Annotated in this window: 26 protein-coding genes and 1 pseudogene; 10 read left to right on the forward strand and 17 right to left on the reverse strand. The window is 65.5% G+C overall.

Annotated features, from left to right (window positions below; all coding sequences use genetic code 11):
* The 6 genes and pseudogenes from AC1DOP_RS02635 to AC1DOP_RS02660 all read right to left on the reverse strand — a co-directional run.
* Positions 1-149, reverse strand: a pseudogene (locus AC1DOP_RS02635) (electron transfer flavoprotein subunit beta/FixA family protein); the annotation flags it as partial.
* A 222-nt stretch (positions 150-371) separates the two neighbouring features.
* Positions 372-599, reverse strand: coding sequence for a sulfurtransferase TusA family protein (locus AC1DOP_RS02640; RefSeq protein ID WP_036238555.1), 228 nt, complete (start codon positions 597-599; stop codon positions 372-374).
* Positions 600-816: 217 nt separating this feature from the next.
* A complete protein-coding gene (gene alaS, locus AC1DOP_RS02645) occupies positions 817-3,426 on the reverse strand; it encodes an alanine--tRNA ligase (protein ID WP_477249644.1) in 2,610 nt (869 codons plus the stop codon).
* 212 nt (positions 3,427-3,638) lie between these two features.
* A complete protein-coding gene (ugpQ, locus tag AC1DOP_RS02650; protein WP_477249646.1) occupies positions 3,639-4,397 on the reverse strand; it encodes a glycerophosphodiester phosphodiesterase in 759 nt (252 codons plus the stop codon).
* An 11-nt stretch (positions 4,398-4,408) separates the two neighbouring features.
* On the reverse strand, positions 4,409-4,744 hold the full coding sequence (locus tag AC1DOP_RS02655) for a DUF1294 domain-containing protein (RefSeq protein WP_477249648.1): 336 nt from the start codon (positions 4,742-4,744) through the stop codon (positions 4,409-4,411).
* 49 nt (positions 4,745-4,793) lie between these two features.
* Positions 4,794-5,786 carry an alpha/beta fold hydrolase gene (locus AC1DOP_RS02660; protein WP_477249650.1) on the reverse strand — a complete coding sequence of 331 codons (993 nt, stop codon included), beginning with the start codon at positions 5,784-5,786 and terminating at the stop codon, positions 4,794-4,796.
* A 172-nt stretch (positions 5,787-5,958) separates the two neighbouring features.
* Here AC1DOP_RS02660 and AC1DOP_RS02665 point away from each other — a divergent pair, with 172 nt between their 5' ends.
* The 3 genes from AC1DOP_RS02665 (at position 5,959) to AC1DOP_RS02675 (ending at position 8,112) form a co-directional block, all read left to right on the forward strand.
* A complete protein-coding gene (locus AC1DOP_RS02665) occupies positions 5,959-6,474 on the forward strand; it encodes a hypothetical protein (protein WP_442122612.1) in 516 nt (171 codons plus the stop codon).
* Between the two features lie 15 nt (positions 6,475-6,489).
* The gene (locus tag AC1DOP_RS02670) at positions 6,490-6,945 is read left to right on the forward strand and encodes a DUF3597 domain-containing protein (protein ID WP_477249653.1); all 456 of its coding nucleotides are present in this window, start codon (positions 6,490-6,492) and stop codon (positions 6,943-6,945) included.
* Positions 6,946-7,098: 153 nt separating this feature from the next.
* The gene (locus AC1DOP_RS02675; protein WP_477249655.1) at positions 7,099-8,112 is read left to right on the forward strand and encodes a sensor histidine kinase; all 1,014 of its coding nucleotides are present in this window, start codon (positions 7,099-7,101) and stop codon (positions 8,110-8,112) included.
* 2 nt (positions 8,113-8,114) lie between these two features.
* Here the strand turns inward: AC1DOP_RS02675 and AC1DOP_RS02680 are convergent, their stop codons facing one another.
* The gene (locus AC1DOP_RS02680; protein WP_477249657.1) at positions 8,115-9,164 is read right to left on the reverse strand and encodes a serine endopeptidase; all 1,050 of its coding nucleotides are present in this window, start codon (positions 9,162-9,164) and stop codon (positions 8,115-8,117) included.
* A 126-nt stretch (positions 9,165-9,290) separates the two neighbouring features.
* A complete protein-coding gene (trpS, locus tag AC1DOP_RS02685; RefSeq protein WP_477249659.1) occupies positions 9,291-10,319 on the reverse strand; it encodes a tryptophan--tRNA ligase in 1,029 nt (342 codons plus the stop codon).
* Positions 10,320-10,601: 282 nt separating this feature from the next.
* Here trpS and AC1DOP_RS02690 point away from each other — a divergent pair, with 282 nt between their 5' ends.
* The 3 genes from AC1DOP_RS02690 to AC1DOP_RS02700 all read left to right on the forward strand — a co-directional run bounded on the left by AC1DOP_RS02690 (position 10,602) and on the right by AC1DOP_RS02700 (position 14,805).
* A complete protein-coding gene (locus AC1DOP_RS02690; protein WP_477249661.1) occupies positions 10,602-12,923 on the forward strand; it encodes a family 1 glycosylhydrolase in 2,322 nt (773 codons plus the stop codon).
* A 114-nt stretch (positions 12,924-13,037) separates the two neighbouring features.
* Complete coding sequence (locus tag AC1DOP_RS02695) at positions 13,038-13,862, forward strand: hypothetical protein (RefSeq protein ID WP_477249663.1); 825 nt, start codon at positions 13,038-13,040, stop codon at positions 13,860-13,862.
* A gap of 25 nt (positions 13,863-13,887) precedes the next feature.
* Entirely contained in the window at positions 13,888-14,805 is a 918-nt protein-coding gene (locus AC1DOP_RS02700; RefSeq protein ID WP_477249665.1) for a hypothetical protein, read from the forward strand.
* Here the strand turns inward: AC1DOP_RS02700 and AC1DOP_RS02705 are convergent.
* The 4 genes from AC1DOP_RS02705 to AC1DOP_RS02720 are packed head-to-tail and all read right to left on the reverse strand — an operon-like array spanning position 14,799 to position 16,656.
* Positions 14,799-15,548, reverse strand: a complete 750-nt coding sequence (locus AC1DOP_RS02705) for a hypothetical protein (protein ID WP_442122604.1) — start codon at positions 15,546-15,548, stop codon at positions 14,799-14,801. The two genes, AC1DOP_RS02700 and AC1DOP_RS02705, sit on opposite strands and share 7 nt — an antisense overlap.
* 2 nt (positions 15,549-15,550) lie before the next feature.
* Positions 15,551-16,177 carry an alpha/beta fold hydrolase gene (locus tag AC1DOP_RS02710; protein WP_477249667.1) on the reverse strand — a complete coding sequence of 209 codons (627 nt, stop codon included), beginning with the start codon at positions 16,175-16,177 and terminating at the stop codon, positions 15,551-15,553.
* On the reverse strand, positions 16,174-16,416 hold the full coding sequence (locus tag AC1DOP_RS02715; RefSeq protein WP_442122602.1) for a hypothetical protein: 243 nt from the start codon (positions 16,414-16,416) through the stop codon (positions 16,174-16,176). The genes AC1DOP_RS02710 and AC1DOP_RS02715 overlap by 4 nt, the downstream gene beginning before the upstream one ends.
* 6 nt (positions 16,417-16,422) lie before the next feature.
* Positions 16,423-16,656 (reverse strand): hypothetical protein, encoded by a 234-nt coding sequence (locus AC1DOP_RS02720; protein WP_477249670.1) that lies wholly within the window; start codon positions 16,654-16,656, stop codon positions 16,423-16,425.
* A gap of 129 nt (positions 16,657-16,785) precedes the next feature.
* Here AC1DOP_RS02720 and AC1DOP_RS02725 point away from each other — a divergent pair, with 129 nt between their 5' ends.
* Together AC1DOP_RS02725 and AC1DOP_RS02730 are read left to right on the forward strand one after the other, a co-directional pair.
* Positions 16,786-18,546 (forward strand): cation:proton antiporter domain-containing protein, encoded by a 1,761-nt coding sequence (locus AC1DOP_RS02725; RefSeq protein WP_442122600.1) that lies wholly within the window; start codon positions 16,786-16,788, stop codon positions 18,544-18,546.
* A 42-nt stretch (positions 18,547-18,588) separates the two neighbouring features.
* Complete coding sequence (locus AC1DOP_RS02730) at positions 18,589-19,809, forward strand: CaiB/BaiF CoA transferase family protein (RefSeq protein WP_477249672.1); 1,221 nt, start codon at positions 18,589-18,591, stop codon at positions 19,807-19,809.
* Here AC1DOP_RS02730 and AC1DOP_RS02735 read toward each other — a convergent pair.
* From AC1DOP_RS02735 to AC1DOP_RS02755, 5 genes are all read right to left on the reverse strand, one after another.
* Positions 19,806-20,129: a hypothetical protein gene (locus AC1DOP_RS02735; RefSeq protein WP_442122598.1), complete on the reverse strand. Its 324-nt coding sequence runs from the start codon at positions 20,127-20,129 to the stop codon at positions 19,806-19,808. The two genes, AC1DOP_RS02730 and AC1DOP_RS02735, sit on opposite strands and share 4 nt — an antisense overlap.
* Positions 20,130-20,342: 213 nt before the next feature.
* The gene (locus AC1DOP_RS02740; protein ID WP_477250102.1) at positions 20,343-21,227 is read right to left on the reverse strand and encodes a hypothetical protein; all 885 of its coding nucleotides are present in this window, start codon (positions 21,225-21,227) and stop codon (positions 20,343-20,345) included.
* A gap of 17 nt (positions 21,228-21,244) precedes the next feature.
* Entirely contained in the window at positions 21,245-22,042 is a 798-nt protein-coding gene (locus AC1DOP_RS02745; RefSeq protein ID WP_442122597.1) for a hypothetical protein, read from the reverse strand.
* The gene (locus AC1DOP_RS02750; protein ID WP_442122596.1) at positions 22,039-22,560 is read right to left on the reverse strand and encodes a hypothetical protein; all 522 of its coding nucleotides are present in this window, start codon (positions 22,558-22,560) and stop codon (positions 22,039-22,041) included. Before AC1DOP_RS02750 ends, AC1DOP_RS02745 begins: the two co-directional genes overlap by 4 nt.
* 31 nt (positions 22,561-22,591) lie before the next feature.
* The gene (locus AC1DOP_RS02755) at positions 22,592-22,882 is read right to left on the reverse strand and encodes a DnaJ domain-containing protein (protein WP_442122595.1); all 291 of its coding nucleotides are present in this window, start codon (positions 22,880-22,882) and stop codon (positions 22,592-22,594) included.
* Positions 22,883-23,091: 209 nt separating this feature from the next.
* On the opposite strand from AC1DOP_RS02755, the gene AC1DOP_RS02760 reads away from it, so the two are divergent.
* Positions 23,092-24,846, forward strand: coding sequence for a glutamine--tRNA ligase/YqeY domain fusion protein (locus AC1DOP_RS02760; protein ID WP_477249676.1), 1,755 nt, complete (start codon positions 23,092-23,094; stop codon positions 24,844-24,846).
* A 152-nt stretch (positions 24,847-24,998) separates the two neighbouring features.
* Complete coding sequence (locus AC1DOP_RS02765; RefSeq protein ID WP_477249678.1) at positions 24,999-26,852, forward strand: sensor histidine kinase; 1,854 nt, start codon at positions 24,999-25,001, stop codon at positions 26,850-26,852.
* Positions 26,853-26,969 lie beyond the last annotated feature (117 nt).

Genomic DNA, 26,969 nt, shown 5'->3' on the forward strand with positions numbered 1-26,969 from the left:
TTCAGGCGGGTCGCTTCTTCCAGGGCGATCTCGTCGAACGGGTTCATCGACATTTTGACGTTGGCGATATCGACACCGCTGCCGTCGGACTTGACGCGGACCTTGACGTTGTAGTCGACCACGCGTTTGACGGGTACCAGGACTTTCATAGTGGGCCTTTGAAAAATGGAATGTGACTGACTAAAAATGATCCGAATTATAAGAGCAAAACTGCTTCAGCACAGAATTAAAGCACGATCGTGCGTTTTTTACTTAGAAGGATGCCACTAATTCTGAGGAAAATCGATTTGCCGGATAGAAAAGTCGGATATGGAAAACACGAGGCTGCCCCTGCCCTGCCCCGTGCAGCGCTGCGCGCCGTCCTTGCGCGCTTACTTCCGGCGCAGCCAGAAGGTGAATTCGCCGTTGATGTGGGTATGCGCCAGCAATGCATTGCCAGTCTGCTTGGCGAAGGCCTGGAAGTCGCGGACCGAGCCGGTGTCGGTCGCGACGATGCGCAGCACTTCGCCGCTTGCCAGTTCTGCGAGGGCCTTCTTGGCCTTGAGGATCGGCAGCGGGCAATTCAAGCCACGTGCATCCAGGTCCTTCTGGACCTCGATGGTGCCGGTGTCGAGTATGGTTTCGCTCATCATTTGCCTGCGGTTTTAGGGGGCAGATGCCCGCATGGTACTCCAATTGCGGGATTATGACGCGCCGCATCAAAATTTGGTATCCATGTTGCGTTGTGACAACGGCAAGACATTGACAGAAATGACAACGGCCGGAATTTCCCGGCCGTTCATGCTGAGCGCGTGGGCACGATGTGCCCACCCTGGCTTATACGCGTTCGCCGACCCAGCCAGCCACGCCGGCCAGTGCCTGCGGCAACGCAGCAGCATCGGTACCGCCGGCCTGGGCCATGTCCGGACGGCCGCCGCCCTTGCCCCCAACCTGCTGGGCGACGAAGTTGACCAGCTCGCCGGCCTTGACCTTGGCGGTCGCGTCCTTGGTGACGCCGGCGATCAGGCTGACCTTGCCCTCCAGCACCGAGGCCAGCACGATGGCGGCGGTCCCGAGCTTGTCCTTCAGCTTGTCCATGGTCTCGCGCAGTGCGTTCACATCCGCGCCTTCCATGGTGGCGGCCAGCACCTTCACGCCGTTGACGTCGACGGCCTTGCCGGCCAGCTCATCGCCCTGACCCGCGGCCAGCTTCGACTTCAGCGCGTTGACTTCCTTCTCCAGCGCCTTGACCTGGTCCTGGACCTGGCCGATGCGCGACGGCAGTTCGTCCGGGCTGGTCTTCAGGCTGGCCGCGGCTTCCTGCAGCTTGCGGTTGGTCGCCTGCACCCATGCCAGTGCGCCCTCGCCCGTCACCGCCTCGACGCGGCGGATGCCGGCAGCGACGCCGCCTTCCGAGACGATCTTGAACAGGCCGATGTCGCCGGTGCGGGTGACGTGCACGCCGCCGCACAGCTCTTTCGAGGAACCGATGTCCAGCACGCGCACGGTATCGCCGTACTTCTCGCCGAACAGGGCCATCGCGCCATGCTTGATGGCGTCGTCCATCGACATGTGCTGGGCTTTCGTCGAATGGTTCTGCAGGATCTCGGCGTTGACGATCTGCTCGACCCTGGCGATTTCTTCCGCGCTCAAGGGAGCGTTGTGGGCGAAGTCGAAGCGGGTCTTGTCCGGATCGACCAGCGAGCCCTTCTGCTGGACGTGGGAACCCAGCACTTCGCGCAGGGCCTTGTGCATCAGGTGGGTGGCCGAGTGGTTGCGGATGGTGCGCGCGCGCTTGGCTTCGTCCACTTGCGCGTCGACCGTGTTACCCACCTTCAGGGAACCGGAGCGCAGCACGCCGTGGTGACCGAACACGTCGGCCTGGATCTTCAGGGTGTCCTCGACTTCGAACAGGCCGTCCGAGGATTTGATGACGCCCTTGTCGCCCACCTGGCCGCCGGATTCGGCGTAGAACGGGGTAGTGTCCAGCACCACAATGCCTTCCTGGCCGGCCTTCAGCTCCTGCACCGAGACGCCGTCGGCGTACAGCGCCACCACGTGGGTATTGTGGACCAGCATTTCGTAGCCGACGAACTTGTTCTTCTCGCCCGAGTACTCGACGTTGGCGGCCATCTTGAACTTGCCGGCGGCGCGCGCCGTCTTCTTCTGCTGTTCCATGGCGGCGGCAAAGCCTGCCTCGTCCAGCGTCACGTTGCGCTCGCGGCAGATGTCGGCGGTCAGGTCCAGCGGGAAGCCGTAGGTGTCGTACAGGGTGAAGGCGGTGGCGCCATCCAGGTTTTGCGGATCCTTGGCCAGCTGGGCTTCCAGGATCTTCATGCCGTTTTCCAGGGTCTCGCCGAAACGCTCTTCCTCGGCCTTCAGCACCTGCATGACGCGGGCCTTGGCGTCGCGCAGTTCCGGATAGGCGTCGCCCATCTCGATGTCGAGGTCTTCGACCAGCTTGTAGAAGAAGGGTTTGGTCTGGCCCAGCTTGTAGCCGTGGCGCAGCGCGCGGCGGATGATGCGGCGCAGGACGTAGCCGTGGCCTTCGCTGCTCGGGATGATGCCGTCGACGATCAGGAAGCTCGATGCGCGGATGTGGTCGGCGATGACCTTGAGCGAGTTATTGCTGAGATCGGTCGCGCCGGTTTCGCGGGCGGCGGCCTTGATCAGGTGCTGGAACAGGTCGATCTCGTAGTTCGAGTGCACGTGCTGCAGCACGGCGGCCAGGCGCTCCAGGCCCATGCCGGTATCGATCGACGGCTTCGGCAGCGGGGTCAGGACACCCTGCTCGTCGCGGTTGAACTGCATGAACACCAGGTTCCAGATCTCGATGAAGCGGTCGCCGTCTTCTTCCGGCGAGCCCGGCGGACCGCCCCAGATGTCGGCGCCGTGGTCGTAGAAGATCTCGGTGCAGGGGCCGCAGGGGCCGGTGTCGGCCATCTGCCAGAAGTTGTCGGAGGCGTAGCGGGCGCCCTTGTTGTCGCCGATGCGGATGATGCGCTCTTTCGGCACGCCGATCTCGTTGGCCCAGATGTCGTAGGCTTCGTCGTCTTCGAAGTAGACAGTGATGGTCAGCTTCTCGCTAGGGAGCGCGTAGACCTTGGTCAGCAGTTCCCAGGCGAAGTTGATGGCGTCGCGTTTGAAGTAGTCGCCGAAGCTGAAGTTACCCAGCATCTCGAAGAAAGTGTGGTGGCGCGCGGTATAGCCGACGTTTTCCAGGTCGTTGTGCTTGCCGCCGGCACGCACGCAGCGCTGCACGGTGGTGGCGCGCTTGTACGGACGGCTATCCAGGCCCAGGAACACGTCCTTGAACTGCACCATGCCGCTGTTGGTCAACAACATCGTCGGGTCGTTGCCCGGCACGAGCGGGCTGGAGCGGACGATCGTGTGGCCTTTGGACTCAAAGAACTTGAGAAACTTTTCGCGTATTTCGGTGGATTTCATGTCGTAGGGGCGTGTGAGGGCAGCATGCTATATAAAGAAAATGATTATAGCGTAGCTGTTGGGGGGAATTGCAGGCCGCGAATGGTGTGATTGCACTAATTGCAACAGTTAGCACGTCGTTCCCGCGAAGGCGGGAATCCAAGTTTGTTCGAGCTGACGAAACGCGCGCAGAACTTGGGTCCCCGCCTTCGCGGGGACGACGGAAGGTTCTGCTAAGCTTCCGCAAACTCCGCCCCAATCAGATCAATCCGATCGGTACAAACAGCATCCACCCCCCACCCCAGCAGCTCGCCAGCCCGCGCCGGGTCGTTGACGGTATAGCATAACAGCCCGAAGCCGGCCGCCTTGATCTCCGCCGCCTGCCGCGGGCGCAGGTAGCGGTGATCGACGTGGATGGCGACCGCATCCACCGCGCCGGCGCGGCGCTCCCAGTCGGGCGGCAGCGCATCCATCAGGCAGGCGCGCGGCAGGCGGGGCGCCGCCTCGCGCGCGGCTTCCAGCGCCGCCTGGCTGAACGAGGACAGCAGCGGCGCCCGTTCCAGCTGTCCGGCCGCCAGCTCTTCGGCGAACAGGGCGGCGGCCATGCGCGCAACCGTGGCGCCGGTCTCGGTGTCGTGGCCCGGCACCGGCTTGATCTCGATGTTCATCCACACGCCGTGGACCTTGCAGTATTGCGCGAACTCGACGAACAGCGGCACCGGCTCGCCCTCATAGGCGCGGCCGAACCAGGCACCGGCGTCCATGCCGGCCAGTTCCAGCGCGTCGTAGTCGCAGATCTTGCCGGAGCCGGCGACGGTGCGGCCCAGCCAGGGGTCGTGCATCACGATGGGCACGCCGTCGCGCGCCAGCATGACGTCGTATTCGATGGCGCGAAAGCCTGCGCGCATACCGCGTCTCAGGCCGGCGAAGGTGTTTTCCGGCGCCAGGGTACCGCCGCCGCGATGCGCCAGGACTTTCGGGTAGCGCCACATGCTTCGTTCTCCTATCCGCGTGCCGACAAGACCAGGAAACCCGCCAGGTTGAGCGCCACCGTGCCCCAGAACATCCGGCGGAAGGGCTGCTTGACCGTCTTGTGCCGCAGCCATTGCTGGGCCACCAGGGCGCCGGGCCAGCCGCCCAGCAGGCCCAGCACCAGCAGCCTGCTTTCCGGGGTGCGCCGCTCGCCGCGCCGCGCCGCCGACTTGTCCAGCGCATAGCTGAAGAAACAGACCACGCTCAGCGCCAGATAGGCGGCGCCGACCACCGGCGGCAGGCGCCAGGCAAGGGTCGCGCCCGCATACAGCGCGGCGAACAGGAGGATGGGCAGATAGGGCGTCATGAACGGCAGCTTACGCCCCGCCGCTCATGGTGTCCATACGGAAAGGGCCTTAGTTGGCGGACTTCAGGAAGCCCACCACGTCGTTGTTGAAACGCTGCGACACGTCCAGATAGGGAAAGTGGCCGGCGCCGGCGTACTCGACCAGCTTCGCCTTCGGCAACGCCTTGGCGAGCGAGCGCTGTGCCGGCAGGCCGATCGCATGATCCTCTTCGCCGGCCAATACCAGCACCGGCATGGTCAGGCGGTCGAAGCGGGTGAAGCGGTAGGACAGGAAGCCGCTGTTCCACAGGGCGCCGCCCAGTTCGCCGGTATTGCGCAGGCCGCTCTTCGCATCGACGTCGCGCTGCTCGGCCACCCGTTTCATGTCCGGGAACATGGTCTCGTCGTTGACGCGCTCGCGGATATCGTCGCCCACCGAGTTGAAGGCGAAGAAGCACTCGTCCGGCGCTTCCTTGCGTTCGGCGGCGGCGGCGCGCGCCTTCTGCAGGTCGGCCGGATAGCGCTGCGTCAGGAAGGCGACGCGGGCGGCGCAGGCGTCGGGAATGCTCGACGCCGCGCTGACCAGCACCAGCCTGTCGACGTGCTGGGGATAGGCGGCGGCGTACTCGAGCGCCAGGGCGCCGCCGAAGGAATGGCCCATCAGCGCCAGCTTCGGCACGCCGAGCTGCTTGCGCAGGGCTTCGATGTCCTCGACCATGATCGGCAGGGAATAGGCGCCGGTCCAGGGACGCTCGGAACGGCCGCTGCCGCGCTGGTCCAGGTAGATGATCCTGAGCTTCCCTTCCAGGGCCTTGCCGGCCTGGACCTCGAAGCTGTAGCTGTTGTAGCCGGGGCCGCCGTGCAGGAACAGCAGCGGCGCAGCGCTCCCCTGGCCGGCGACCTTGTACCACAGGCGCACGCCGTTGACGACGGTCTGGTGTTCGCCGGCCCGGATGGCCGCGCTGCCGGCCTGGGCGACGGATGCCGCCTGGGCGGCAGGCGGCATGCCGGCGAAGGCGGCGGCGATGGTCACGATGGCCGCCAGGGTTGTGCTGAAGCGCATGATCTCTTGGTCTATCTTGCTGTTGTAATTACACAATTATAGAGAGCATGCCCCTCCTGGCGAAAGCCCCGGTTTGTCCGGGCTGTCCGCACTGTCCGTTAATGAACGTACGGAGAAATCCGGCCGAAGCGCCTACCCTCCATTTTCGACTGTCTCAACACCGGAGGAAATCATGGGATTCGATCTAGGCAACCTGCTGCAGCAATACCTGGGCGGCGGCGCCAACGCCAACCATGCGCAGGCCGAGGACGACTTCGACCGCGTCGCGCAACAGGCGCCGCAGGAAGAGGTGGCGCGCGGCGTGACCCAGGCGCTGCGCTCGGACCAGACGCCGCCCTTCCCGCAAATGGTCGGCCAGCTGTTCGGCAACAGCAACCCGGACCAGCGCGCCGGCATGCTGAACCAGTTGCTCTCCAGCGTCGGCCCGTCCCTGCTGTCGTCGGTGGCCGGCGGCGCGCTCGGCAATATCCTCGGCGGCGGCCAGACCAGCGTGACGCCGGAACAGGCGTCCCAGCTCTCGCCCCAGCAGGTGCAGGAAATCGCCGCCCACGCGGAACAGCAGAATCCAGGCATCGTCGACCAGATGGGCAATTTCTATTCGCAACATCCGACCCTGGTAAAAGCCCTCGGCGGCGCCGCGCTGGCGATCGCGCTGGGCCATATGGCGCAAGGCATGCAACGTCATTAAACAAAGGAGAATTACATGGGTATCCTAGGCGACATCTTCCACAAGATCTTCCCGTCCCACCATCCGGCAGCCACCCAGGCCGGCGCCCCCGGCGGCCAGCAGAACGTGCCGCCGCCGGCCCAGCAGGCGCCGGCCCAGCAGCCACAGGCCGCGCCGGCGCAGACCACCGGCACCACCGGGGCCGCAGCCGCTCCGGCTTCCAACCTGAACCAGCAGGTGGACGTCGAGGAGATCCTGACCAACATGCAGAAGCAGTCGGGCCAGCAGCTGAACTGGCGCACCTCGATCGTCGATCTGCTGAAGCTGCTGAACCTGGACAGCAGCCTGCAGGCGCGCAAGGAACTGGCGGCCGAGCTGAACTACACCGGCGACACCAACGACTCGGCCACCATGAACATCTGGCTGCACAAGCAGGTCATGACCAAGCTGGCGCAGAACGGCGGCAAGGTGCCGGCCGATCTGCAGGGCTAACGACGCCGCCGGGCCGGGACGCGCAGCGCGCACCGGTCCGGCCCATTGATGATGCTTTCGACCAATCAACAGTCCAGCACCAAGAACTTATCCGAGCAATCCAGGAAAGTCCTGGCCATCCGCGACGATGTTTTTGCCGAATGGGAAAAACGTGTGCGCAGCCTGATCCTCGGCGCGGATGAAGTCAGCCATCCCGTGCTGCTGGATACCCTCCCCTTGTTCTACGGGAACATCGCGGAGGCGCTCAGTCCGGGATTCGAGCGCGCAAACGGGGCCAGCGATTCGACCGCCGCCACCGGACACGGCAGCGAGCGGGCGCGCACGACCGAATACAAGGCCGTCGAGATCGTCCACGAATACCAGCTGCTGCGCGACGTCCTGTTCGAGGTCGCCAAACAGCACGGCATCAAGTTCAGCGGCGAGGAAGCCCGCATCATCCGCTCCTCCTTCGACCAGGCGATCCGCGACGCCATCGAAGAATTCACGGCCCTGCAGCGGACCTTCCGCGAACGGGTCGCCGCCTCGCTCACGCACGACATGCGCAGCCCGCTGTCCGTCATCGTCTCCGGCGCGGAACTGCTGCTGGCGACCAGTCCGGGCCAGTCGGACAAGATCGCCCGGAAGATCCTGGACAACGGCCTGCGCCTGGAAACGATGATCCAGGAGCAGCTCGACGCCATCGTCCAGCCGGCGCCCCACACCGCCGCCCTGCCCCTGGCCCAGGTGGATGCCCTGGCGCTGGCGCGGAAGGTGGGCGAACACGTCAACGACACGACTTCGGCGCACTGCGAGGTGAGCGGCGAAGCCGTGACCGGCTGGTGGAACGAAAGCGCGCTGCGGCGCGCCCTCGAAAACCTGGCCCTGAACGCGGCCAAGTACGGCGACGGAAAGGCAGTGAGCGTGAAGGTCGCCCAGACCCACGGCCGCGTCGTCATCTCGGTCCACAACTGCGGCAACCCGATCCCCGACGACAGGCGCAAGGACATCTTCGAATACCTGAACCGCGGCGAACAGTCCGACAAGATCGGCTGGGGCATCGGCCTGCCCTTCGTCCAGGAAGTCGCCAAGCGCCACGGCGGCACCGTGGTGCTCGACAGTTCGGAACAGGCCGGCACCACCTTCACCCTCGACATCCCGATCGACGGACGCGAGTTCAACGGCGGCTGAACTCAATCGGCCAGGCTGGTATTCGCCGGCGTTCCGCAGGAAAAACAGAAGCGCATCAAGGCATTCTTGCGCACCGTGCACACCGGGCAGCGGTCGAACAACTGGAAGCCGCAATGCGGGCAATGCGCCAGGGTCTCGTCCTTGTAGTTGGCGGGCCGCTCGCAGGACGGGCACAGGCCCTTGCCGATGCGCCCCATCACGAGGTCGTAGCGCATGCCGGTCTTGCGCTGCTGTCCGGGCATGGCTTCGATCGCCTTCTGGCGCGCCAGCCAGGCCTGCAGCCAGCGGATCGCGTAGCGGCCGCCGGCCACCGTCAGCAGGATGCCGACGATGTAGCGCACATAGCCGCCATAGCTGGGCAGGTAGGGCACCAGTTCGAAGAAGAAGGCGAACAGGGCAAAGAAGATGAAGCCCCAGGCGAAGGGCCAGTAGGTGCCGTTGCGCTTGTGCCGGAACAGCCAGCCGGCGGCCAGCAGCAGCGGCAGGGTCAGCGCCAGGCGGTACAGGAAGACGTGCAGCTCGGCGCGGCGCGCGGCGTGCTCGGCCTGCTTCTGGGCCGGTTCCAGCAGCGCCGCATAATCTTGCCGCGCCTTCTGCTCGGCCTGGGCCGCATCCAGCCGGACCTGGCGCTGGGCTTCCACCGCGGCCAGCGCCGTCCGTTCGTCCTGCGCCAGGCCGTCCAGCGCGCGGGTACGTGCTATCAGCTCGGCATCCTGGTCCGGCCGCACGGTGGCATGGCGGGTGGCGAGCCAGTTGTGGAAAGTCTCGCGCGCACTGCGCGTGTTGGCTTGGGCGACCTCATGCTTCTGCTCGGCCTGGTCGAGCGCGCGCCCGGCCTCCTCGCGCACCCTGGCCGCACGGTCGATTTGCGCCCTGGTCTGCGCCGCCGCGGCCGGCTCCAGCATGGCCTGCGCGGTCGGCGCCGGGTCGAGTCCGCCCAGGTTGTCGATCAGCTTGCCGCCGAGGCCGATCAGGAAGCCGGCAAAGATGACGGCCACCAGCCACAGGGCACGGTGCATCCAGGTTTCGGTCAGGCGCAGGCCTTTGTTCATGGCGGAGTTCTCTTTTAAGGATGGCAACCCTCGCAGCTTGCCATTTTCGAAGAACGCGCACCAGCCCCGGATCCGCGGCAGCCGCCGCGCGCTACCCGGGGTAGCGGATGGCGCTACCGGCGGGAATCAGAAATAGGACAAGCCCAGCGCCTTGCGCACCTCGTCCATGGTCTGCGCCGCCACTTCGCGCGCCTTGAAGGTGCCGTCCTTCAGGATCTGCATGACCTGGCCCTTGTCCTTGGCGAATTCCTCGCGGCGGGCGCGGATCGGCGCCAGCATCTCCTGCAGGATGCCTTCGAGGCGCTTTTTGACGATCGAGTCGCCCAGGCCGCCGCGGGTGTAATGGGCCTTCATCTCGGCCAGGCCTTCCTTGTCCGTGTCGAAGGCGTCCAGGTAGATGAAGGCGACGTTGCCCTCCAGGTGGCCCGGGTCCGACACCTTGAGGTGCAGCGGGTCGGTGTAGACCTGCTTGACGGCGGCGCGGATCTCGTCGGCGCTGGCGCCCAGGTTGATGGTGTTGCCCAGCGACTTGCTCATCTTGGCGCGGCCGTCGGTGCCCGGCAGGCGGCCGACTTCCGGCACGATCGCCTTGGCCTCGACCAGGATGTCCTTGCCCTGGCCGTAGGTGCGGTTGAACTTGCGCACGATCTCGTTGCACTGCTCGATCATCGGGATCTGGTCGTCGCCGACCGGCACGATGCCGGCCTTGAAGGCGGTGATGTCGGCGGCCTGGCTGGCCGGGTAGGTCAGGAAGCCGGCCGGGATATCGCGCTCGAAGCCCCGCTGCACGATTTCGGCCTTGACGGTCGGGTTGCGCTCGAGGCGGGCGACGGTCACCAGGTTCAGGTAATAGAAGGTCAGCTCGGCCAGTTCCGGAATCTGGGACTGGATCAGGATGGTCGATTTGGCCGGATCGATCCCTACGGCAAGGTAATCGAGCGCCACCTCGATCACGTTCCGGTGTACCTTACCTATGTCATCCATGTTGTCCGTGAGCGCCTGGGCGTCCGCGAGCATGATGAATTGGCGATATTGATCCTGGTAAGTGACGCGATTGCGCAGGCTGCCGACGAAGTGGCCGAGATGCAGCGGCCCGGTGGGACGGTCGCCGGTCAGGATGACAGAGCTGGTAGCGGTGGGGGTTTGCTGACTCATCGGGGTTCCTTTTTATCCTTGCCCCGATCCTGCCGCGCCATTGACAACGCCACCTTGAATCGAGGCGGCGTTCATTGATTCACATTCAACTCTCTGGCCGCGCGCGCTTAGCGGCGCCACCAGGAAACGAGAATGAAATGTGTATTCGAAAAATTCATGATGGCATGGTTACAGGTTGCCGCACCGCTGTCAACCGCCAGCTTACCGATACCCCTGACATCCTGGACCGGAAGGGAGTTCCATGAATTTTTTGTTGCAAGAAAACTAATAGATTGGTGATTTATGGATTCTACGAAGAGCACGAACAGCCACCACAACCGCCCTTTGGCCCTCTGGGGCGGTCTCGAATGTACCGTCAATCGCGTCCGCGATGACTATTTCCACCAGCTCGATCGCAACGGCCACGCCACCCGTCCGGCCGACATCGAGCGTTTCGCCTCCCTCGGCATCCGTGCGATCCGCTATCCGATCATCTGGGAGCGTACCGCCCCGGACGGCATCGCCCATGCCGACTGGAGCTGGCCGGACGAGCGCCTGAACGCCCTGCGCGAAGCCGGCGTCACCCCGATCGCCGGCCTGGTCCACCACGGCAGCGGCCCGCGCCATACCAGCCTGGTCGACCCGGCCTTTGCCGAGCAGCTCGCCGAATATGCCGGCGCCGTGGCCGCGCGCTACCCCTGGCTGGAGTACTACACCCCGGTCAACGAACCCTGCACCACCGCCCGCTTCGCCGGCCTCTACGGCGTCTGGTATCCGCACGGCCGCGACGACCGCACTTTCATCCAGGCCCTGCTGGTCCAGTGCCGCGCGGTGGTGCTGGCCATGCGCGCGATCCGCGCCGTCAACCCGAACGCCAAACTGGTCCAGACGGACGACCTCGGCAAGACCTACAGCACGCCGGAGCTGGCCCACGTGGCCGAGTTCTACAACGAACGCCGCTGGCTGGCCTGGGACCTGCTGTGCGGCATGGTCGGCCCCGACCACGCCCTGTGGAACTATCTGCTGCGGACCGGCATCCCGGCCGAGGATTTCCTGTGGTTCCGCGAGAACCCCTGCCCGCCCGACCTCATCGGCGTCAACTACTACGTCACCAGCGAGCGCTGGCTGGATCACCGCCCCGAGCGCTACCCGCAGCACCACCGCGGCACCGCCGACGGCATTCCCTGCGCCGACATCGAAGCCTCGCGCGCGCTGGCGACGCCGACCGCCGGCATCGCCCCGCTGCTGGCGGAAGTGTGGGACCGCTACCGCATCCCGCTGGCCGTCACCGAAGCCCACATCGACGCCAACCGCGAAGACCAGCTGCGCTGGCTGCTGGAGATCTGGGAAGCGGCCAAGGAAGTCCGCGCCAACGGCGTCGACCTGCGCGCCGTGACGGTCTGGTCCCTGCTCGGCTCCTTCGACTGGAACAGCCTGGTCACGCAGAACCGCGGCTATTACGAGCCCGGCCCCTTCGACGTCCGCTCGCCCGAGCCGCGCCCGACCGCGCTGGCGCGCATGATGCGCGAACTGGCGTCGGGCCAGCCGCTGTCGCACCCGGTGCTGCGCGGCCAGGGCTGGTGGCGCCGTGCGGGCCGCTTCCTGTGCCCGCCGGTGGCGACCCCGGCCGCCGTCACCTCGATCACGGCCGACGGCCATACCCTGGTCGGAAAAGGCAGCCGCCCGATCCTGATCACCGGCGCCAGCGGCACCCTGGGGCGCGCCTTCGCCCATCTCTGCCGCAAGCGCCACCTGGCCTTCCGCCTGCTGTCGCGCCAGGACATGGACATCACCGACCCCGACTCGGTCGAGCGCGCGCTGGCCCATCACCGGCCGTGGGCGGTGATCAATACCGCCGGCTATGTGCGCGTCGACGAGGCCGAGAACGACGTCGAGCGCTGCATGCGCGAGAACGCGATCGGTCCGGCGATCCTGGCCGCCGCCTGCGCCCGCCACGGCGTCCACCTGACCACCTTCTCCAGCGACCTGGTGTTCGACGGCCGCCAGGACGCCCCCTATGCCGAGAGCAGTACGGTGTCGCCGCTGAACGTGTACGGCCGCAGCAAGGCCGAGGCCGAACAGCGCGTGCTGGACAAGCATCCCGGCGCCCTGGTGGTACGCACCTCCGCCTTCTTCGGCCCCTGGGACCGGCACAACTTCGTCACCCTGGCCCTGCAGGCGCTCGAGCGCGGCGAGGCCTTCACGGCCGCCAGCGACATGACGGTCTCGCCGACCTATGTGCCTGACCTGGTGCACGCCTGCCTGGATCTCGCCATCGACTTCGAGGCCGGAATCTGGCACCTGGCCAACGCCGGCGGCGTCACCTGGGCCGAACTGGCCGCGAAGGCGGCCCTGGCCGCCGGCGTGGACGCCAGCCGCCTGGAAGCGAAGCCGTCCGCGGACTGCGGCTTCGTCGCCGCCCGCCCGGCCTACACGGCAATGACCAGCGAACGCGGCATCCTGCTGCCGGCGCTGGACAATGCGCTGGCCCGCTACCTCGAGCTGCGCCGGCAGGGCGATCCGGAGATGGAGGAGCTGATCAGGTCGATGGAAACCCGCCAGCCTCTGGCCGGCGAACATCGCCAGATGGAAGTGACGCCACCGGAGGCGGTCCAGGCATCCTGATCCAGGACTGGTGCGGGCCGCAAGGACACGGCTTTACCACGTTGCAATTTTTTATTGACTGGCAGTAACAAGTTGACTGAAAATTAATGCATCCGAACTCCTAAGGAGCCGTCCATGCGGTCCGCAGTTTTCCTGTCCGCCCTGGGTCTTGCCCTGGGGTGCGTCACGCCGCCCGTAGAAGCGACCGTGCCATCCCAGCCCGAGATCCGGCTCGCGATCCCCTCCGCCGGTAGCTATCACGGCCCCGTCATCAATGGCTTTGCCAAGGCGCGGCTCTCGAATGGCGACATGTACGAGGGCGAATGGAAAAACGGCAAGCCCGACGGTATCGGCACCATGAGCTACATGCTGGGCGGTTCGTATGAGGGCGAGTGGAAGAACGGCAAGCGCGACGGCAAGGGCATCATGACCTTTGCCGGCAGCGAGCGCCGCGCCGAGGTGCGCTTCGTGGACGATATCAGGGTCGACGTGCCGGCCGAGCGCGCCTCCGCCGCCACGGCCTCGGCCAGGTTCTGGCTCTTGTCGGGCGACGACCCGACGGGTTCGCACATCCGGAACAAGGTGGTCTACTCGACCTTGCCGCTGGACCGGGACTTCGACGAGCTGACGCCGGACCAGCAGCGGCTGGTCCGCTCTTACTACCCGGCGCTCGACGCCGGCGACCAGCCAGCCTATCCACTGAAAGGTGGCAAGGAGTTGTACAAGCTGCTGGTGTCGCTGGTCCGCCATATGCAGATGATGGACGACATCCTTGTCTACGTCGCGCTGGACGCGGACGCCAATGTGACCTCGGTGACCACGATGACCACCATCGACGCCAAATTCCGGGACCTGATCGCGGCCGGCGCCGGCCTTCTCAAGTACAAGCCGGCGCAATGCGGCGGCCACCCTTGCGCGGGCGTCGTGCCGTTCAGGCTGAAGTTGCGCACCCTTTACTGAACCTGCTGAATCAAGGAACCCATCCGTGCAATCTGCCGCTTTCCTGCTCGCCCTCGGCCTGGCCTTGGGCGGCGCCAACCATGTCCTCGCCCAGGCGGCGCCCGCGCCGGCAATGGCGCCGGGCGAAGTCCAGCTCAAGATGCCCGACGGCGGCACCTACATCGGCACCGTCACCAATGGCGTCCCCGACGGCAAGGGCTATTTCAAGGATGCCGACGGCATGCAGTACGAGGGCGAGGTCCGCATGGGCCATCGCACCGGCGTTGCCGAGGGCCTGTTCCCGAAGGGCGACCGCTACCAGGGCGAATGGAAGGACGGCAAGCCCGACGGCACCGGCAAGATGAGCTACATGCTCGGCGGCGCCTACGAGGGCGAATGGAAGAACGGCCGGCGCCACGGCAAGGGCACGATGACCTTCGCCGGCAGCGGCCGCCGCGCCGAGGTGCGCTTCGAAAACGGCCTGAGGGTCGACGTGAAGCCGGAACTGCCGTCGCGTGCCACGACCTCCGCCAACTATTCCCTGTCATCCAGCAATGCCCCGGTCGGCTCGCATATCCCGAACAAGGTGGCGCATGGACCGCTGCCGCTGGACCGGGGTTTCGCCGAACTGACGCCGGACCAGCAGCGCTTCGTGCGCTCCTACTATCCGGCGCTGGAGGTGGGCGACGATCCGCCCTACCCGCTCAGGGGCGCGCAGGACCTGTATGCCGGGCTGTCGAAGCTGGCCGGCCGCCTCCGGCTGAACGACGATGTGCTGTTGTACGTGGCGGTGGATGCGGACGGCAAGGTCACGACCGTCACCACCATGGGCTCCCTCGATCCGGAGGTCAAGCGTGCGATCGGCACCGCCGCCGGCCTGCTCGGGTACACGCCCGGCAAATGCGGCGGCCAGCCCTGCGGCGGCGTGGTGCCCTTCAACATGAAGCTGACCGTCAGCTACTGAGGCGTTTTCAGCATCCCGCCGGTCAACGCGTCCAGCTCGCGTTCGGCGAGCGCCTGCAGCGCCTCGAATGTCGGCGCCGCGGCGCCATCGACGATGATGCTGAACTCGCACAGGAAGTCGCCTGTCACCACGTAGCGCGACACGCCGAGGCTGCCCTTCGCCTGCGCCGTATCCATCATGACGCGATACGGAAAGTGCCATGAAAAGGCACGGTTCCTGACCGTTCGCTGGAGCGCCTGTCCCAGCGGGGTGTCGACCGCCTTGAAGCTCACGCCCTGTTTCTCGTACTGGGCGAATTCGGCGGCGCTCCCCGGGGCGAACCGGGCGAGGATCTCGGTGCGGCTCTTGGGCCTGTCGTCCCGCAGGCGCGTCACCACGACCGCCTGCGCCCCGAAGCCGCCATCCGGCAGGAACAGCACATGGCTCGTGATGACGGTGCCGTCCGGCCTGCGCGCGATGAGCGCCTGGTGGACATGGACGCGCGGATTGTCCGCCACTTTCGGGATACGGATCTGCCAGCCCTGGTAGGGCGAGGAATAGATGCCGTTGCCGATGACGCCTTCCATCGATTCCAGCTTCTTCGAGTAATGCGGCGGCACGGAAGGCCCGTCCGGCGATCCCAGGAAGCTGTCTTCCCGCAGTTGAACGACAAGGACTTCCCTGTCCTGCTTGCCGTCGCCGCTGGCGCTTGCCGCTTGCGTCACGGCGATCAGGAGAGCGAAGACGATCCGGGCCAGCGCCATGTTTACCTCGACAGGTGTCGGTTGATGAGGGGCGCGACCACGCCCGCATGGGTGGCGGCGACATCGTGTTCGCCGCCCGGAATGACGTGCAGCTCCGCCAGCGGCAACACGGACGCCAGGCGCTCGCCGGCCCGGACAGGGCTGATCGGGTCGGCGTCGCCCCACAGCAGCAGGGTCGGAATCCGCAGCGCCGGCAGTTTCGGCGTCAGATCCTCGCGGTAGCCGGCGAACCAGTCCGGCAGACCGGGATGCGCGGCCCGGGTCGCCGGGCGCCAGTCCTGTGCCCCGAGCTCGTCCATGCGCATTCCGCCCGAGGTCACCGACAGCACCAGGTGGGTGATCAGTTCCGGCGTGCGCAGCGCGGCAAGCATGGCGACCACGCCGCCCATCGATTGCGCGATCAGGGCGCTGGGCCGGTCGATGTGCCCGAGTACCCTGGTGACGAGGTCGTCGATGCCGTGGACGGCCGGATCCGGCGGCACGCCGCCGAAGCCGGGCCAGCCCAGGTGCCGCTTTTGCGCCGGATGCGTCAGCAGATCCGCGACGGGGTGCCAGAATTCGGTGCGGCCGAGGGCGCCGGGGAGGAAAAGCAGGCTGGACGGTTTTTCGGCCATGGCGTCGAATTTCATCGTTGCCGCCTGATCAGCCGCTCGACAAGCATGAATATCGCCGCCGCCAGCAGCCCGCTCACGATACTTGCGGAAACGGGAGGCAGGTCAAGCCACCTGGGCAGCAGCGCACCCGCCGCCGCAGCTGCGATCAGCGCCTTCGAGGGCCTCCTGCGATGCAAACGCGCTTTCAAGGCGTCGTGGCGCAATGCCTTCGATACTTCCGCTTCCGCGCTCGATTCGTAGTCCGGATAAGGCATGTTCGCTTACCTTGTGCGTTCCCGCACTTCGCTCGCCGGCGACAGGCACAGCACGAGCAGCCAGCCGGCAAACGAAAAGCCGCGCTGCAAGCCTGCGAAGCACAGGAAGTACAGCAGCCATTGGGAAAAATTGTAGGGGTGGGCAATCCCGGCGGCATTCATTACATACTGGGTCAGCAGTACCGCCACCACCGCCACCGGGGCGGCAAACCACCATTTGCGTTCGAGTCTGGATGCCATGGTCGAATGATCGGAATAGATGACGCAGTGTACGAAGAATGCTGGCAAAGTGGCAAGTAATGGTTTTGCCGGCAACATGAACACGCGTTATACAATGTCCCGGATCGTCTTCATGAAAGGCCGTATTCCGTGCAAGAGCAACACCCCTTTCCCTTTCTGCGGGAAATCCTGCTGTTCCTCAGTCTCGCCGGCATCCTGATCCCGCTATTACAGCGCCTGCGCATCAACCAGGTGCTGGGCTTCCTGGCGGTCGGCGCCCTGTTCGGGCCCTTCGGCCTGGGCCGCCTGGCCCAGGACCTGCCCTGGCTGGCCTGGTTCACCTTCCCCAACAACGAGGACGTCGCCATGCTGGCCGAACTCGGGGTGCTGTTCCTGATGTTCATGATCGGCCTGGAGCTGTCGGCGGCGCGCCTGTGGGCGATGCGGCGCTGGGTGTTCGGCGCCGGCACGTCCCAGGTCCTGCTGTGCGCCCTGCTGCTCGGCGGCGCCGTGTTCCTGCTGCTGGGCCAGCGCATCGAGACATCGCTGGTGCTCGGCCTGGTGCTGTCGCTGTCCTCCACCGCGGTCGTGATGCAGTTGCTGAGCGAGCGCCAGACCACCGGCACGCCGCTGGGCCAGGCCGCCTTCGCGGTGCTGATGCTGCAGGACCTGGCCGTGGTGCCGATCCTGATCCTGATCGGCGCCCTCGGCGGCCATGCGCCCGGCGACAGCGTGACTGTGCTGGCGCTGCTGGCGATGGGCAAGGCGGCCGTGGCGATCGCCCTGATCTACCTGATCGGCGGACGGGTCGTCCATCCGCTGTTCCGCGCCTTTGCCCGCCACCGCCAGCCGGACGTGTTCATGGCCCTGATCCTGCTGTCGACCTTCGGCATCGCCGGCCTGTCGTCGATGGCCGGGCTGTCGATGGCGCTGGGCGCCCTGATCGCGGGCCTGCTGCTGGCCGAGACCGAGTTCAAGCACGAGGTCGAGCTGATGGTCGAGCCCTTCAAGGGCCTGCTCATGGGCCTGTTCTTCATGACGGTCGGGATGAACATGGACCCGCTGCAGATCGTCCACGCGCCGCTGTGGCTGGCCTGCGCGGTGCTGATCCTGGTGCTGATCAAGGCCGGCGTGATCGCTTCCCTGATGCGGATCGGCGGCCTGCCCTGGGGCCGCGCGCTCGAAGGCGGCCTGCTGCTGGGCCAGGGCGGCGAATTCGCCTTCATCGTGATCGGCTACGCGGTCAGCAGCCGCCTGCTCGACGCCAGCCTGGGCGGCCGCGTGATGCTGGCGGTGGGCCTGTCGCTGTTCCTGACGCCGCTGTTGGCGCGGATCGGGCGCACGATCGGCGAGCGTGCCGAAAGCCAGGCGCGCGAGCTCGAGGCGCGGCACATGGAAGGCGGGCTGGAAGAGGCGCGCGGCCGCGTGGTCATCGCCGGCTTCGGCCGCGTCGGCCAGCAGCTGGCCAAGCTGCTCGCCAGCCAGCACATTCCCTACGTGGCTTTCGAGAACGACGCCAAGCTGGTGTCGAAGCTGCATGCCGAGGGCATTCCGGTGTATTTCGGGAATGCCGCCCGCCCCGAACTGCTGCGCCGCGTGCACGCGGACGAAGCGCCGGCCATCGTGCTGACCATGGACCACCCCTCGTCGGCGCTGCAGGCGGTGCGCGGGATCCGGCGCGAGTTCCCGCACGCGCGCCTGTTCGCCCGCTCGCGCGACGAGCGGCATGCGCGCGCCCTCAAGCTGGCCGGCGCCAGCGTGGTGGTGCCGGAGACGCTGGAAGCCAGCCTGCAGCTGTCCGCCTTCGTGCTGGAAGCGATGGGGCTGGACGAGCGTGTGGTGGACGGCATCGTCGACCGCGAGCGCGACCAGTTCGCCCAGGCCCTGACCGCGCCCGGCAGCGCCGTCTAGCGCCCGATATAATCTCTCGATAACACAACCATTGGAGACAGAATGGCAGCATTGAACCACATCCGCGTGCTCGACCTTTCGCGCGTGCTGGCCGGCCCCTGGTGCTCGCAGAACCTGGCCGACCTTGGCGCCGACGTGATCAAGATCGAGCGCCCGGACAGCGGCGACGATACCCGCGCCTGGGGTCCGCCGTATGCGCCCGGGCCTGATGGCAAGCCGACCGGCGAGGCGGCCTACTACCTGTCGGCGAACCGCGGCAAGCGTTCGGTGACGGTCGATATCGCCAGCCCGGACGGCCAGGCCCTGCTGCGCGAACTGGTGCGCCACTGCGATGTCGTGCTGGAGAATTTCAAGGTCGGCCAGTTGAAGCGCTATGGCCTGGATTACGAGTCGCTGAAGGCGCTCAAGCCGGACATCGTGTACTGCTCGATCACCGGCTTCGGCCAGGACGGTCCGTATGCGCACCGCGCCGGCTACGACTTCCTGATCCAGGGCATGGGCGGCCTGATGTCCGTCACCGGCGAGCGCGACGAACTGCCGGGCGGCGGTCCGCAAAAGGCCGGCGTGGCCCTGACCGACCTGATGACCGGCATGTACGCGACCATCGCCGTGCTGGCGGCCCTGACCCACCGCGACCGCACCGGAGAAGGCCAGTACATCGACATGTCCCTGCTCGACACCCAGGTGGCGATGCTGGCCAACGTCGGCAGCAACTACCTGAACAGCGGCAAGCGCCCCAAGCGCTGGGGCAATGCCCACGCCAACATCGTGCCCTACCAGACCTTCGCCTGCGCGGACGGCCACATCATCGTCGCCGCCGGCAACGACGGCCAGTACCAGAAGTTCGTGCAGGCCGGCGGCCGCCCCGAGCTGGCGCTCGACGAACGCTTCGCCACCAATCCCCAGCGCGTGAAGAACCGCGACATCCTCGTTCCGCTGCTGGCCGGGATGGTGAAGGAGCGCGGGCGCGACGAATGGATCGCGATGCTGGAAGACGTGGGCGTGCCCTGCGGTCCGATCAACAACCTGGACGAGGTGTTCGCGAACGAGCAGGTGAAGGCGCGCGGCATCGAAATGACCCTGCCGCACCCGACCGCGGGTGAGGTGAAGCTGGTGCGCAGCCCGATGCGGATGTCGGCGCTGCCTTCCACCAGCGCCAAGGCGCCCCCGCTGCTCGGCCAGCATACCGAGGAGGTGCTGGCCGAGATCCTGGGCAAGAGCGGCGAGGAGATCACCGCCCTGAGGGAGAAGAAGGTTCTTTAATGTAGCTGGTGCTTTAGATTAGAGAGTTCGGCGTGCACCTTGGTGACCGCCGTCTCCAGCTCCGGCGACATGCTCGATGCCGAGCGGCTGATGCGCTTCGCCTCGTCGCCCATCGATTCAAGGTTGTCGACGGCTTCGACCATGCGCTGCTGGTCGCTCGATTGCATCACCTGCTGGGCCTGCTGGGATTCGCGGGCCATTTTCTCGATACAGTCCTTCAGGTCCTCGGGAGCGTCGTGCGAACGGCAGGCCTGCTCGGCGTCCTTGATGGTTTGCTGGATATGGGAAAAGCGCTGCTGGATTTCGCGTGCTTGCAACATGTCGATCTCCTTGCTTTGTTGACGAAAGAGAGCTGCATGGTAGCCCTGTTGACCGGAGCGTGGCGCACGAACGGCATGGATGAGCTGACGAACCCGGCAATAAATTCGCCGGATTTGAGCATCAGGAAGCCGTTTCCTGCTGCCTCAGAATAGATATTTGCCGAATCCAGGACTTATATAGGGTGAGCACGCCGTGCCCACCCTACGCAAACATCACGGGTACTCGGCGTCGATCTCGGAACCGGCAAAATTCTCCAGCTCGACGAACAGCTGCTTGAGCGGCGTGCTGCCCCCGATGTCGCGGATGATGTCGCTGTTGCGGTACAGGGCGATGCGCTCGGCGATGATGGCGTGGTGCGGCGCCGGAATATTCTCCAGCAGCTGGACCCAGCCGGTATCGAAGTCCGGCTTGGTCTTGCGCACCGCCTTCACGAAGCGCTCGAATTCCTTCTGGCCGGTGCGCGCCACGATCCGCCCGCCTCCCTCGATGCCGAACACGATCGCCAGCGCGATCACGCCCTCGGCGTTCAGGTCCGGATCCTTGACCGGGCCTTCGTAGTGATGGCGGCGCAGCCACTGGGCCGCGCGCACGATCGCCTGCACCCCCTGGCGCTGCTTGAGCTGGCCCTGGTAGCGCTCGTAGCCCGACCAGGTCTCGCCCGGATCGGCGGTGCAGATGTCGACGAACAGCTCCTTCAGGCGGCGCTGGGCGTACACCGGGTCGGTGTCGTACTCGCCCACCAGGCTGTCCTCCGGCAGCGCGGCCAGTTCGCGAATCAAACGGAAGCCCTGCTGGAACACCAGCTCCGCGCCTTCCGAGATCAGGATGCCGGCTGCGGCCTTGTCGCCGACTTCGTCGTCGGTTTCCTCTTCCAGCAGGTACTCCAGGCCCAGCGACATTCCGCCGACGGTCAGGAGCTGCGCGCGCTGGATGCCTTCGGCGGTGCGGTCGTTGGTGAACTTCTCGGCCACCATCGCGGTGATCCCGGCCAGTTCGTCGGCCAGGCCCACCGCTTCGTCGGGCGTGGCGGTCTCCGCCAGGTGCCTGATCGCGCGGATCAGGCGTGGCAGCTTTTCGATAACGATTGCCGGCAGCATGCTTGCGATGGCTCCGCTCACGAGAAGATGTCCGTGCCCATGCTGCGGCGGGAGCTGCGCTTGGGCGTGCCGCGCACCGACGGCACCTGCTTGCGCAGGCGGTGCAGCAGTTCGCGGGTGCCGCGATGCTGGAATTCCGACTCCTCGTCGGGGTCGTCCGGCAGCTCGACGTCGGCCAGGTCGGCGGTATTGCGGTATTCCGGGAACAGTTCCAGCAGCGAACGTTCCCAGCCGTCCTCGCTGGCCTTGGCCAGGTCGATCGCCAGCGGCACGATGTCGCTGTCGGAAGTCGTCTGGCCGGTCACGTAGCGGCCGCGGCTGTTGATCTCGCCGGCCACCTCGAGGATCTCCTTCGGCGCCAGCGACCAGACGATGGCGAAGGCGGTCGCGCCCCAGTCGGAGCTGGAGGCCTCGCTCAGCAGCTCGTGGCGGCGGTCCTCGTCGTCGGTGGCGTAGACCACGCCGTGAATATGGTTGAACAGGTTCTCGGCGATACGCTCGGGATCGTCCTCGATCATGTCGTCCGGCCAGGTGGCGGCCAGGTAGGCCAGGCTCTCGGCCCAGGCCTTCGGCGGCACCAGCAGGGTCGCCACCGAGGTCTTGGCGCCATCGAAGCCGGCCAGGTGCAGGGCCGTCACCTGCGGCGGCAGGGTCGACAGCACCTCGGCCACGGCATAGTCGCCGTGCTCGTCGGCGGCCTTGGACAGGGCTTCCTCGGCGTGCTGCAGGGAGCCGGCCAGCACCAGTTCATTGACCTGCCGGGTCAGTGCCGGCAGGTTGGATTTGGATTCGTTGGATTTAGATTCGTCGCTCATTCGCGCTCACCCTCCGGGTCGAAGATCTGCGTGAAATCGTCGCCGGCGGCGGTTTCATCCAGCTCGTCGTCGCCCTCGTCGTCCTTCGCCAGCTGGTCGAGCGACTGGTCGTCGTCTTCCCAGCGCGCCTGGTTCTTGTACAGGAAGGCGGTGACGATGGCCTGGCGCGCCAGTTCCGGATGGTTCTCGCAGATTGCGGCGTACATGGCCTTGCCTTCCTCGTCGTTACCGTCGGCGCCGTCGCAATTGGCCATGGCAAAGACTTTCGCCGGATCGTCGCCTTCGTAATCGATGGCTTCGCGGATCAGGCCCTTCGGATCCGTGAAGCGGATGCGGTCGACCAGGGCGAAGGCCATCATGTTGACGTCGTCCAGGCCGTCGCCGTTGGCGTATTCCGACACCAGGGCCTGCACCATCATGTCGTAGTTCTTGCGATTCGGCGGATCGCCCAGCGTGCCTTCGATCTGGCCTTCCAGTTCGCGCGACTGGAAAGCGAATTCCGGATGTACTTTTTTCATGGTTGCTTCAATTCTTTCGTTAATCCCGCATTCAGTGCGGAAGGTTCACGCCGTGCAGCGCGAACACCGAACGCCACAATTCGAAGGCCTCGCCTTCGGCATCGAGCACGATGCGGTGGTTGACGCTCTGGTTGTATTCGGCGCGCCTGGTCGGGTCCGACAGGACCTCGTAGGCCTTGGTGACGGCCTTGAAACGCGCTTCCGCGCCCGGCGCCTGGTTACGGTCCGGGTGGTAGCGCATCGCGAGCGAGCGGTAGACTTTCTTGATCTCGTCGTCCGTCGCGTTCGGCGCGACGCCGAGGATCGCGTATAAATTTTCCACTTAGAACTCTCCGGCTGATGCCCGTAAAAACCTCAAACCGGGATTATCCTATAGAAAACGCCATCTTGACAGGCAGGACTGGCCGCGGTGATGGGCTTGTGGCGGGAGACAATATCCCCAAGTATGCCCAGCGGCCTCCCGGCAAACCGTGCGCTTTACCACATAGCTACGGTAAAATGCCTGCAATCTTACCCATCTAAAACTAATTCATGAGCAACGAGAAGAACCCCGCGGCGGCGGCACCTGCGCCGTCGTCGAATTTTGTGCGCGCGATCGTCGAATCCGACCTGGCGGCAGGCACCCATCAGCGCGAGGGCATGCCTTCCGTGATCACCCGCTTCCCGCCGGAGCCGAACGGCTACCTGCACGTGGGCCACGCGAAGTCGATCTGCCTGAACTTCGGCCTGGCGCGCGACTACCAGGGCCGCTGCAACCTGCGCTTCGACGACACCAATCCGGAAAAGGAAGACCAGGAATACGTCGACACCATCATGGACAGCGTCAAGTGGCTGGGCTTTTCGTGGGAGCAAGGCGGCCAGGAGCACCTGCACTACGCCAGCGACTACTTCGACCAGCTGTACGCGATGGCCGAGTACCTGATCCAGAAGGGCTATGCCTACGTCGACAGCCAGAGCGCCGAGAACATGTCGCGCAACCGCGGCAACTTCGGTACGCCGGGCATCAACTCGCCCTTCCGCAACCGCCCGGTCGAGGAATCGCTGCAGCTCTTCCGCGACATGAAGGCCGGCAAGTACAAGGATGGCGAGCACATCCTGCGCGCCAAGATGAGCGAAGACGCGATGTCTTCCCCCATCATGACCAACCGCGACCCGGCGCTGTATCGCATACGTCACGCGCATCACCACCGCACCGGCGACAAGTGGTGCATCTATCCGATGTATGACTACACCCACCCGATCTCGGATGCGCTGGAAAACATCACCCATTCGCTGTGCACCCTGGAATTCCAGGATCACCGCCCCTTCTACGACTGGCTGGTCGAGACCCTGGCCGAGGGCGGCTTCTTCCAGCGCCCGGTGCCGCGCCAGTACGAATTCTCGCGCCTGAACCTGACCTATGTGGTCATGTCCAAGCGCAAGCTGCGCCAGCTGGTCGACGAGAAGATCGTCACCGGCTGGGACGATCCGCGCATGCCCACCATCGTCGGCCTGCGCCGCCGCGGTTACACGCCGGAATCGATCCAGCTGTTCTGCGAGCGCATCGGCGTCAGCAAGGCCGATGGCTGGATCGACATGAGCACGCTGGAAGGTTCGCTGCGCGACGACCTCGATCCGAAGGCGCCGCGCGCGATCGCCGTGCTGCGTCCGCTGAAGCTGATCGTCGACAATTTCCCGGAAGGCGAAACGGTCGAGTGCAGCGCCCCGGTCCACCCCCACCATCCGGACATGGGCCACCGCAGCTTCCCGTTCACCAGGGAACTGTGGATCGAGCAGGAAGACTTCATGGAAGTGCCGAGCAAGGGCTACCACCGCTTCACCCCGCCGACCGCCGACAAGCCGGGTTCGCGCGTGCGCCTGAAGTACGGCTTCGTGGCCGAGTGCACCGGTTTCGACAAGGACGCGGACGGCAACGTGACCGCGGTGCACGTGAACTATTTCGAGGATTCGAAATCGGGCACCCCGGGCGCCGACAACTACAAGGTCAAGGGCAACATCACCTGGGTCAGCGCCGCCCATGCGCTCGAGGCCGAGGTGCGCCTGTACGACCGCCTGTTCAGCGATCCGAATCCGGACGCCGGCGGCCGCGACTTCAAGGACCTGCTGAACCCGAACGCACTGGAAACCGTCACCGCCTACCTGGAGCCGGGCCTGAAGTCGGCCGAAGCCGAACAGCGCTTCCAGTTCGAGCGCCACGGCTACTTCGTGGCCGACCGCGTCGATTCCCAGCCGGGCAAGCCGGTGTTCAACCGCGTGACCACGCTGAAGGATAGCTGGGGCAAGTAAGCGCCTGCGCCGGCGGCCGCCCGCGCCGCCTCCGCCGAAGCCCGGTTCATGCCGGGCTTTTTTTTCGCCCCGGCCACAACTAGTCGAACAGCTAGGTACGTCCTCCCTCCAAAGACCGTAAGTTGCTGTTGGTTACTATTCAGGGATAGCCGATGTCGAGGGTACTGAGAGACGCATTTTCGGTCACCCGGTTCTCGTTCTGGACCGGCCTGCTGCTGTCGTCCCTGATCGGCGGCCTGGCCTATATATTCACGGCGCGTTCCATCGAGAGCGATGCCCAGCAGCGCTTTTTCAACCACTGCAAATATGCCCAGAGCGTGATCGCAGTCCGGATCAAGTCCTATACCGACCTGCTGCGCGCCAGCGCCAGCACCCTGCAGAGCGCCGACACCGTGACGCAGCGCCTGTTCCACGATTACGTGAACGGCCTGAACCTGGCAAGGGATTATCCTGCCCTCGACTTCATCAATTTCGCCGTGTATGTCCGCGCGAGCGAGCGCCAGGACTTCGTGCGCCGTATGCGCGCCGAAAAGAGCGCTCTCGGGGCTCGCGCCGCCCAACTGGACATCGTACCGCCCGCCCCCAGGCCAGCCTATCTTCCGGTTGCCTATATCGAGCCGCAAGGGCAGCTTTCCGGCATGTACGGGTATGACCTGATGAGCAATCCCTATTTCGGCGACATGTTGTCGCGGGAGCGGGACGAAGGTACGGTGCAGGCCTCCGGTACGCCGATCCCGGTGCTGTCCCGTCCGAACGATGTCTACCTCGGCATGCGCATGCCGGTCTACCGGATGGGCGCACCGCGGGACACCGTCGACCATCGCCGTGCCTCCTACCTTGGCTCGATCGGGATTGCCTTCAGCGTCACCAAGCTGCTGAAAGGAGTGATGGACGAAATCTCGGTGCCGAACCTGAGAATGACCCTGTACGAGACCGGCCCCCATGTGGACGACGAAGTCGGCGACGATCCGGGGCGCAAGATGACGCTGTACGACAGCTACGGCACCCTCACCCTCCCCAGTCCTCCGCTCGACACCAGTAACCATGGGTTCACGGTGACCTTGCCGCTGGATTTCAACGGCCGTCCATGGACGACCGTCTTCAGCGTGCCCAAGTCCGCCCTGTACACCGACTTCGACGTCCATTATCCGAACCTGATGATGGCCTTCGGCTTTCTCGGTTCGATGCTGCTGTTCGCACTGGTGCAGACGTTGACGTCGTCGCGCCGCGCCGCTCTCGAACTGGCGAAGGAGATGACCAGCGAACTGCGCGAGAGCCAGAACAAGCTGCAGCTGTCGCACCACAAGCTGCGCCGCCTTGCCGATCATGCCTACCAGATCAAGGAGCTGGAACGCAAACGCATCGCGCGCGAGATCCACGACGACCTCGGCCAGAACCTGCTGGCGCTGCGCATCGAAGGCGAGATGCTGGCCGCCCGCACCAAGGCAAGCCATCGCCACCTGTATGGACGCGCGCGCGAGACGCTGCAGCAGATCGATACCATCATCAAGAGCGTGCGCCAGATCATCAACGACCTGCGCCCAACCGTACTCGACCTCGGCCTGTCGGCAGCCGTCGAGTGGCAGGTCAACCAGTTCGAGCGGCGCACCGGCATCCCCTGCGAACTGCGCAACGAGCAGGGAGAGATCGCCCTGCCCGACCACTGCGCAACCGCATTTTTCCGCATCCTGCAGGAATCGCTGACCAATGTCGTGCGCCATGCGAACGCGACCAGGGTCTGGGTCGAGCTGAGCCTGAACGACGGCTGGCTGTCGCTCATGGTGCGGGATAACGGTTGCGGCCTGCCGCCGGGCGGACATCACAAGTCCGGGTCCTTCGGCCTGGTCGGGATCGAGGAACGCGTCATCATCCTCGGCGGCACCTGTTCCGTGTTCAGCAAGCCCGGCGGCGGCACGACGGTGACAGTCTCGGCACCGGTCGTGAACGCACCCGAACATCTTCTGCAGGAACATCAGGAGCACGGCGCCGGTTCGGCCGTCATCTGAAGCAACCGGCGCCGATGCAGGCCGGCTCATCGCCCTCTTCCCTTTCTTCTGCGCCAGAGGCCTTGGCTCGCTATTCGCCATCGCGCACGGCCTTGCGCTGATCGGCGCACAGCGGTT

The sequence above is a fragment of the Massilia sp. 01N410 genome, assembly GCF_056399665.1.

Bases quoted from the DNA above. Each gene is read 5' to 3' on its own strand.
- AC1DOP_RS02680 (WP_477249657.1), bottom strand. From the start codon at position 9,164: ATGAACAAAGGCCTGCGCCTGACCGAAACCTGGATGCACCGTGCCCTG.
- AC1DOP_RS02715 (WP_442122602.1), bottom strand. From the start codon at position 16,416: ATGCCTTATCCGGACTACGAATCGAGCGCGGAAGCGGAAGTATCGAAG.
- AC1DOP_RS02750 (WP_442122596.1), bottom strand. From the start codon at position 22,560: ATGAAAAAAGTACATCCGGAATTCGCTTTCCAGTCGCGCGAACTGGAA.
- AC1DOP_RS02705 (WP_442122604.1), bottom strand. From the start codon at position 15,548: ATGGCGCTGGCCCGGATCGTCTTCGCTCTCCTGATCGCCGTGACGCAA.
- AC1DOP_RS02710 (WP_477249667.1), bottom strand. From the start codon at position 16,177: ATGAAATTCGACGCCATGGCCGAAAAACCGTCCAGCCTGCTTTTCCTC.
- AC1DOP_RS02745 (WP_442122597.1), bottom strand. From the start codon at position 22,042: ATGAGCGACGAATCTAAATCCAACGAATCCAAATCCAACCTGCCGGCA.
- AC1DOP_RS02735 (WP_442122598.1), bottom strand. From the start codon at position 20,129: ATGTTGCAAGCACGCGAAATCCAGCAGCGCTTTTCCCATATCCAGCAA.
- AC1DOP_RS02665 (WP_442122612.1), top strand. From the start codon at position 5,959: ATGGGATTCGATCTAGGCAACCTGCTGCAGCAATACCTGGGCGGCGGC.
- AC1DOP_RS02740 (WP_477250102.1), bottom strand. From the start codon at position 21,227: ATGCTGCCGGCAATCGTTATCGAAAAGCTGCCACGCCTGATCCGCGCG.
- AC1DOP_RS02690 (WP_477249661.1), top strand. From the start codon at position 10,602: ATGGATTCTACGAAGAGCACGAACAGCCACCACAACCGCCCTTTGGCC.
- AC1DOP_RS02695 (WP_477249663.1), top strand. From the start codon at position 13,038: ATGCGGTCCGCAGTTTTCCTGTCCGCCCTGGGTCTTGCCCTGGGGTGC.
- AC1DOP_RS02765 (WP_477249678.1), top strand. From the start codon at position 24,999: ATGTCGAGGGTACTGAGAGACGCATTTTCGGTCACCCGGTTCTCGTTC.
- alaS (WP_477249644.1), bottom strand. From the start codon at position 3,426: ATGAAATCCACCGAAATACGCGAAAAGTTTCTCAAGTTCTTTGAGTCC.
- AC1DOP_RS02660 (WP_477249650.1), bottom strand. From the start codon at position 5,786: ATGCGCTTCAGCACAACCCTGGCGGCCATCGTGACCATCGCCGCCGCC.
- ugpQ (WP_477249646.1), bottom strand. From the start codon at position 4,397: ATGTGGCGCTACCCGAAAGTCCTGGCGCATCGCGGCGGCGGTACCCTG.
- AC1DOP_RS02670 (WP_477249653.1), top strand. From the start codon at position 6,490: ATGGGTATCCTAGGCGACATCTTCCACAAGATCTTCCCGTCCCACCAT.
- trpS (WP_477249659.1), bottom strand. From the start codon at position 10,319: ATGAGTCAGCAAACCCCCACCGCTACCAGCTCTGTCATCCTGACCGGC.
- AC1DOP_RS02730 (WP_477249672.1), top strand. From the start codon at position 18,589: ATGGCAGCATTGAACCACATCCGCGTGCTCGACCTTTCGCGCGTGCTG.
- AC1DOP_RS02655 (WP_477249648.1), bottom strand. From the start codon at position 4,744: ATGACGCCCTATCTGCCCATCCTCCTGTTCGCCGCGCTGTATGCGGGC.
- AC1DOP_RS02760 (WP_477249676.1), top strand. From the start codon at position 23,092: ATGAGCAACGAGAAGAACCCCGCGGCGGCGGCACCTGCGCCGTCGTCG.
- AC1DOP_RS02720 (WP_477249670.1), bottom strand. From the start codon at position 16,656: ATGGCATCCAGACTCGAACGCAAATGGTGGTTTGCCGCCCCGGTGGCG.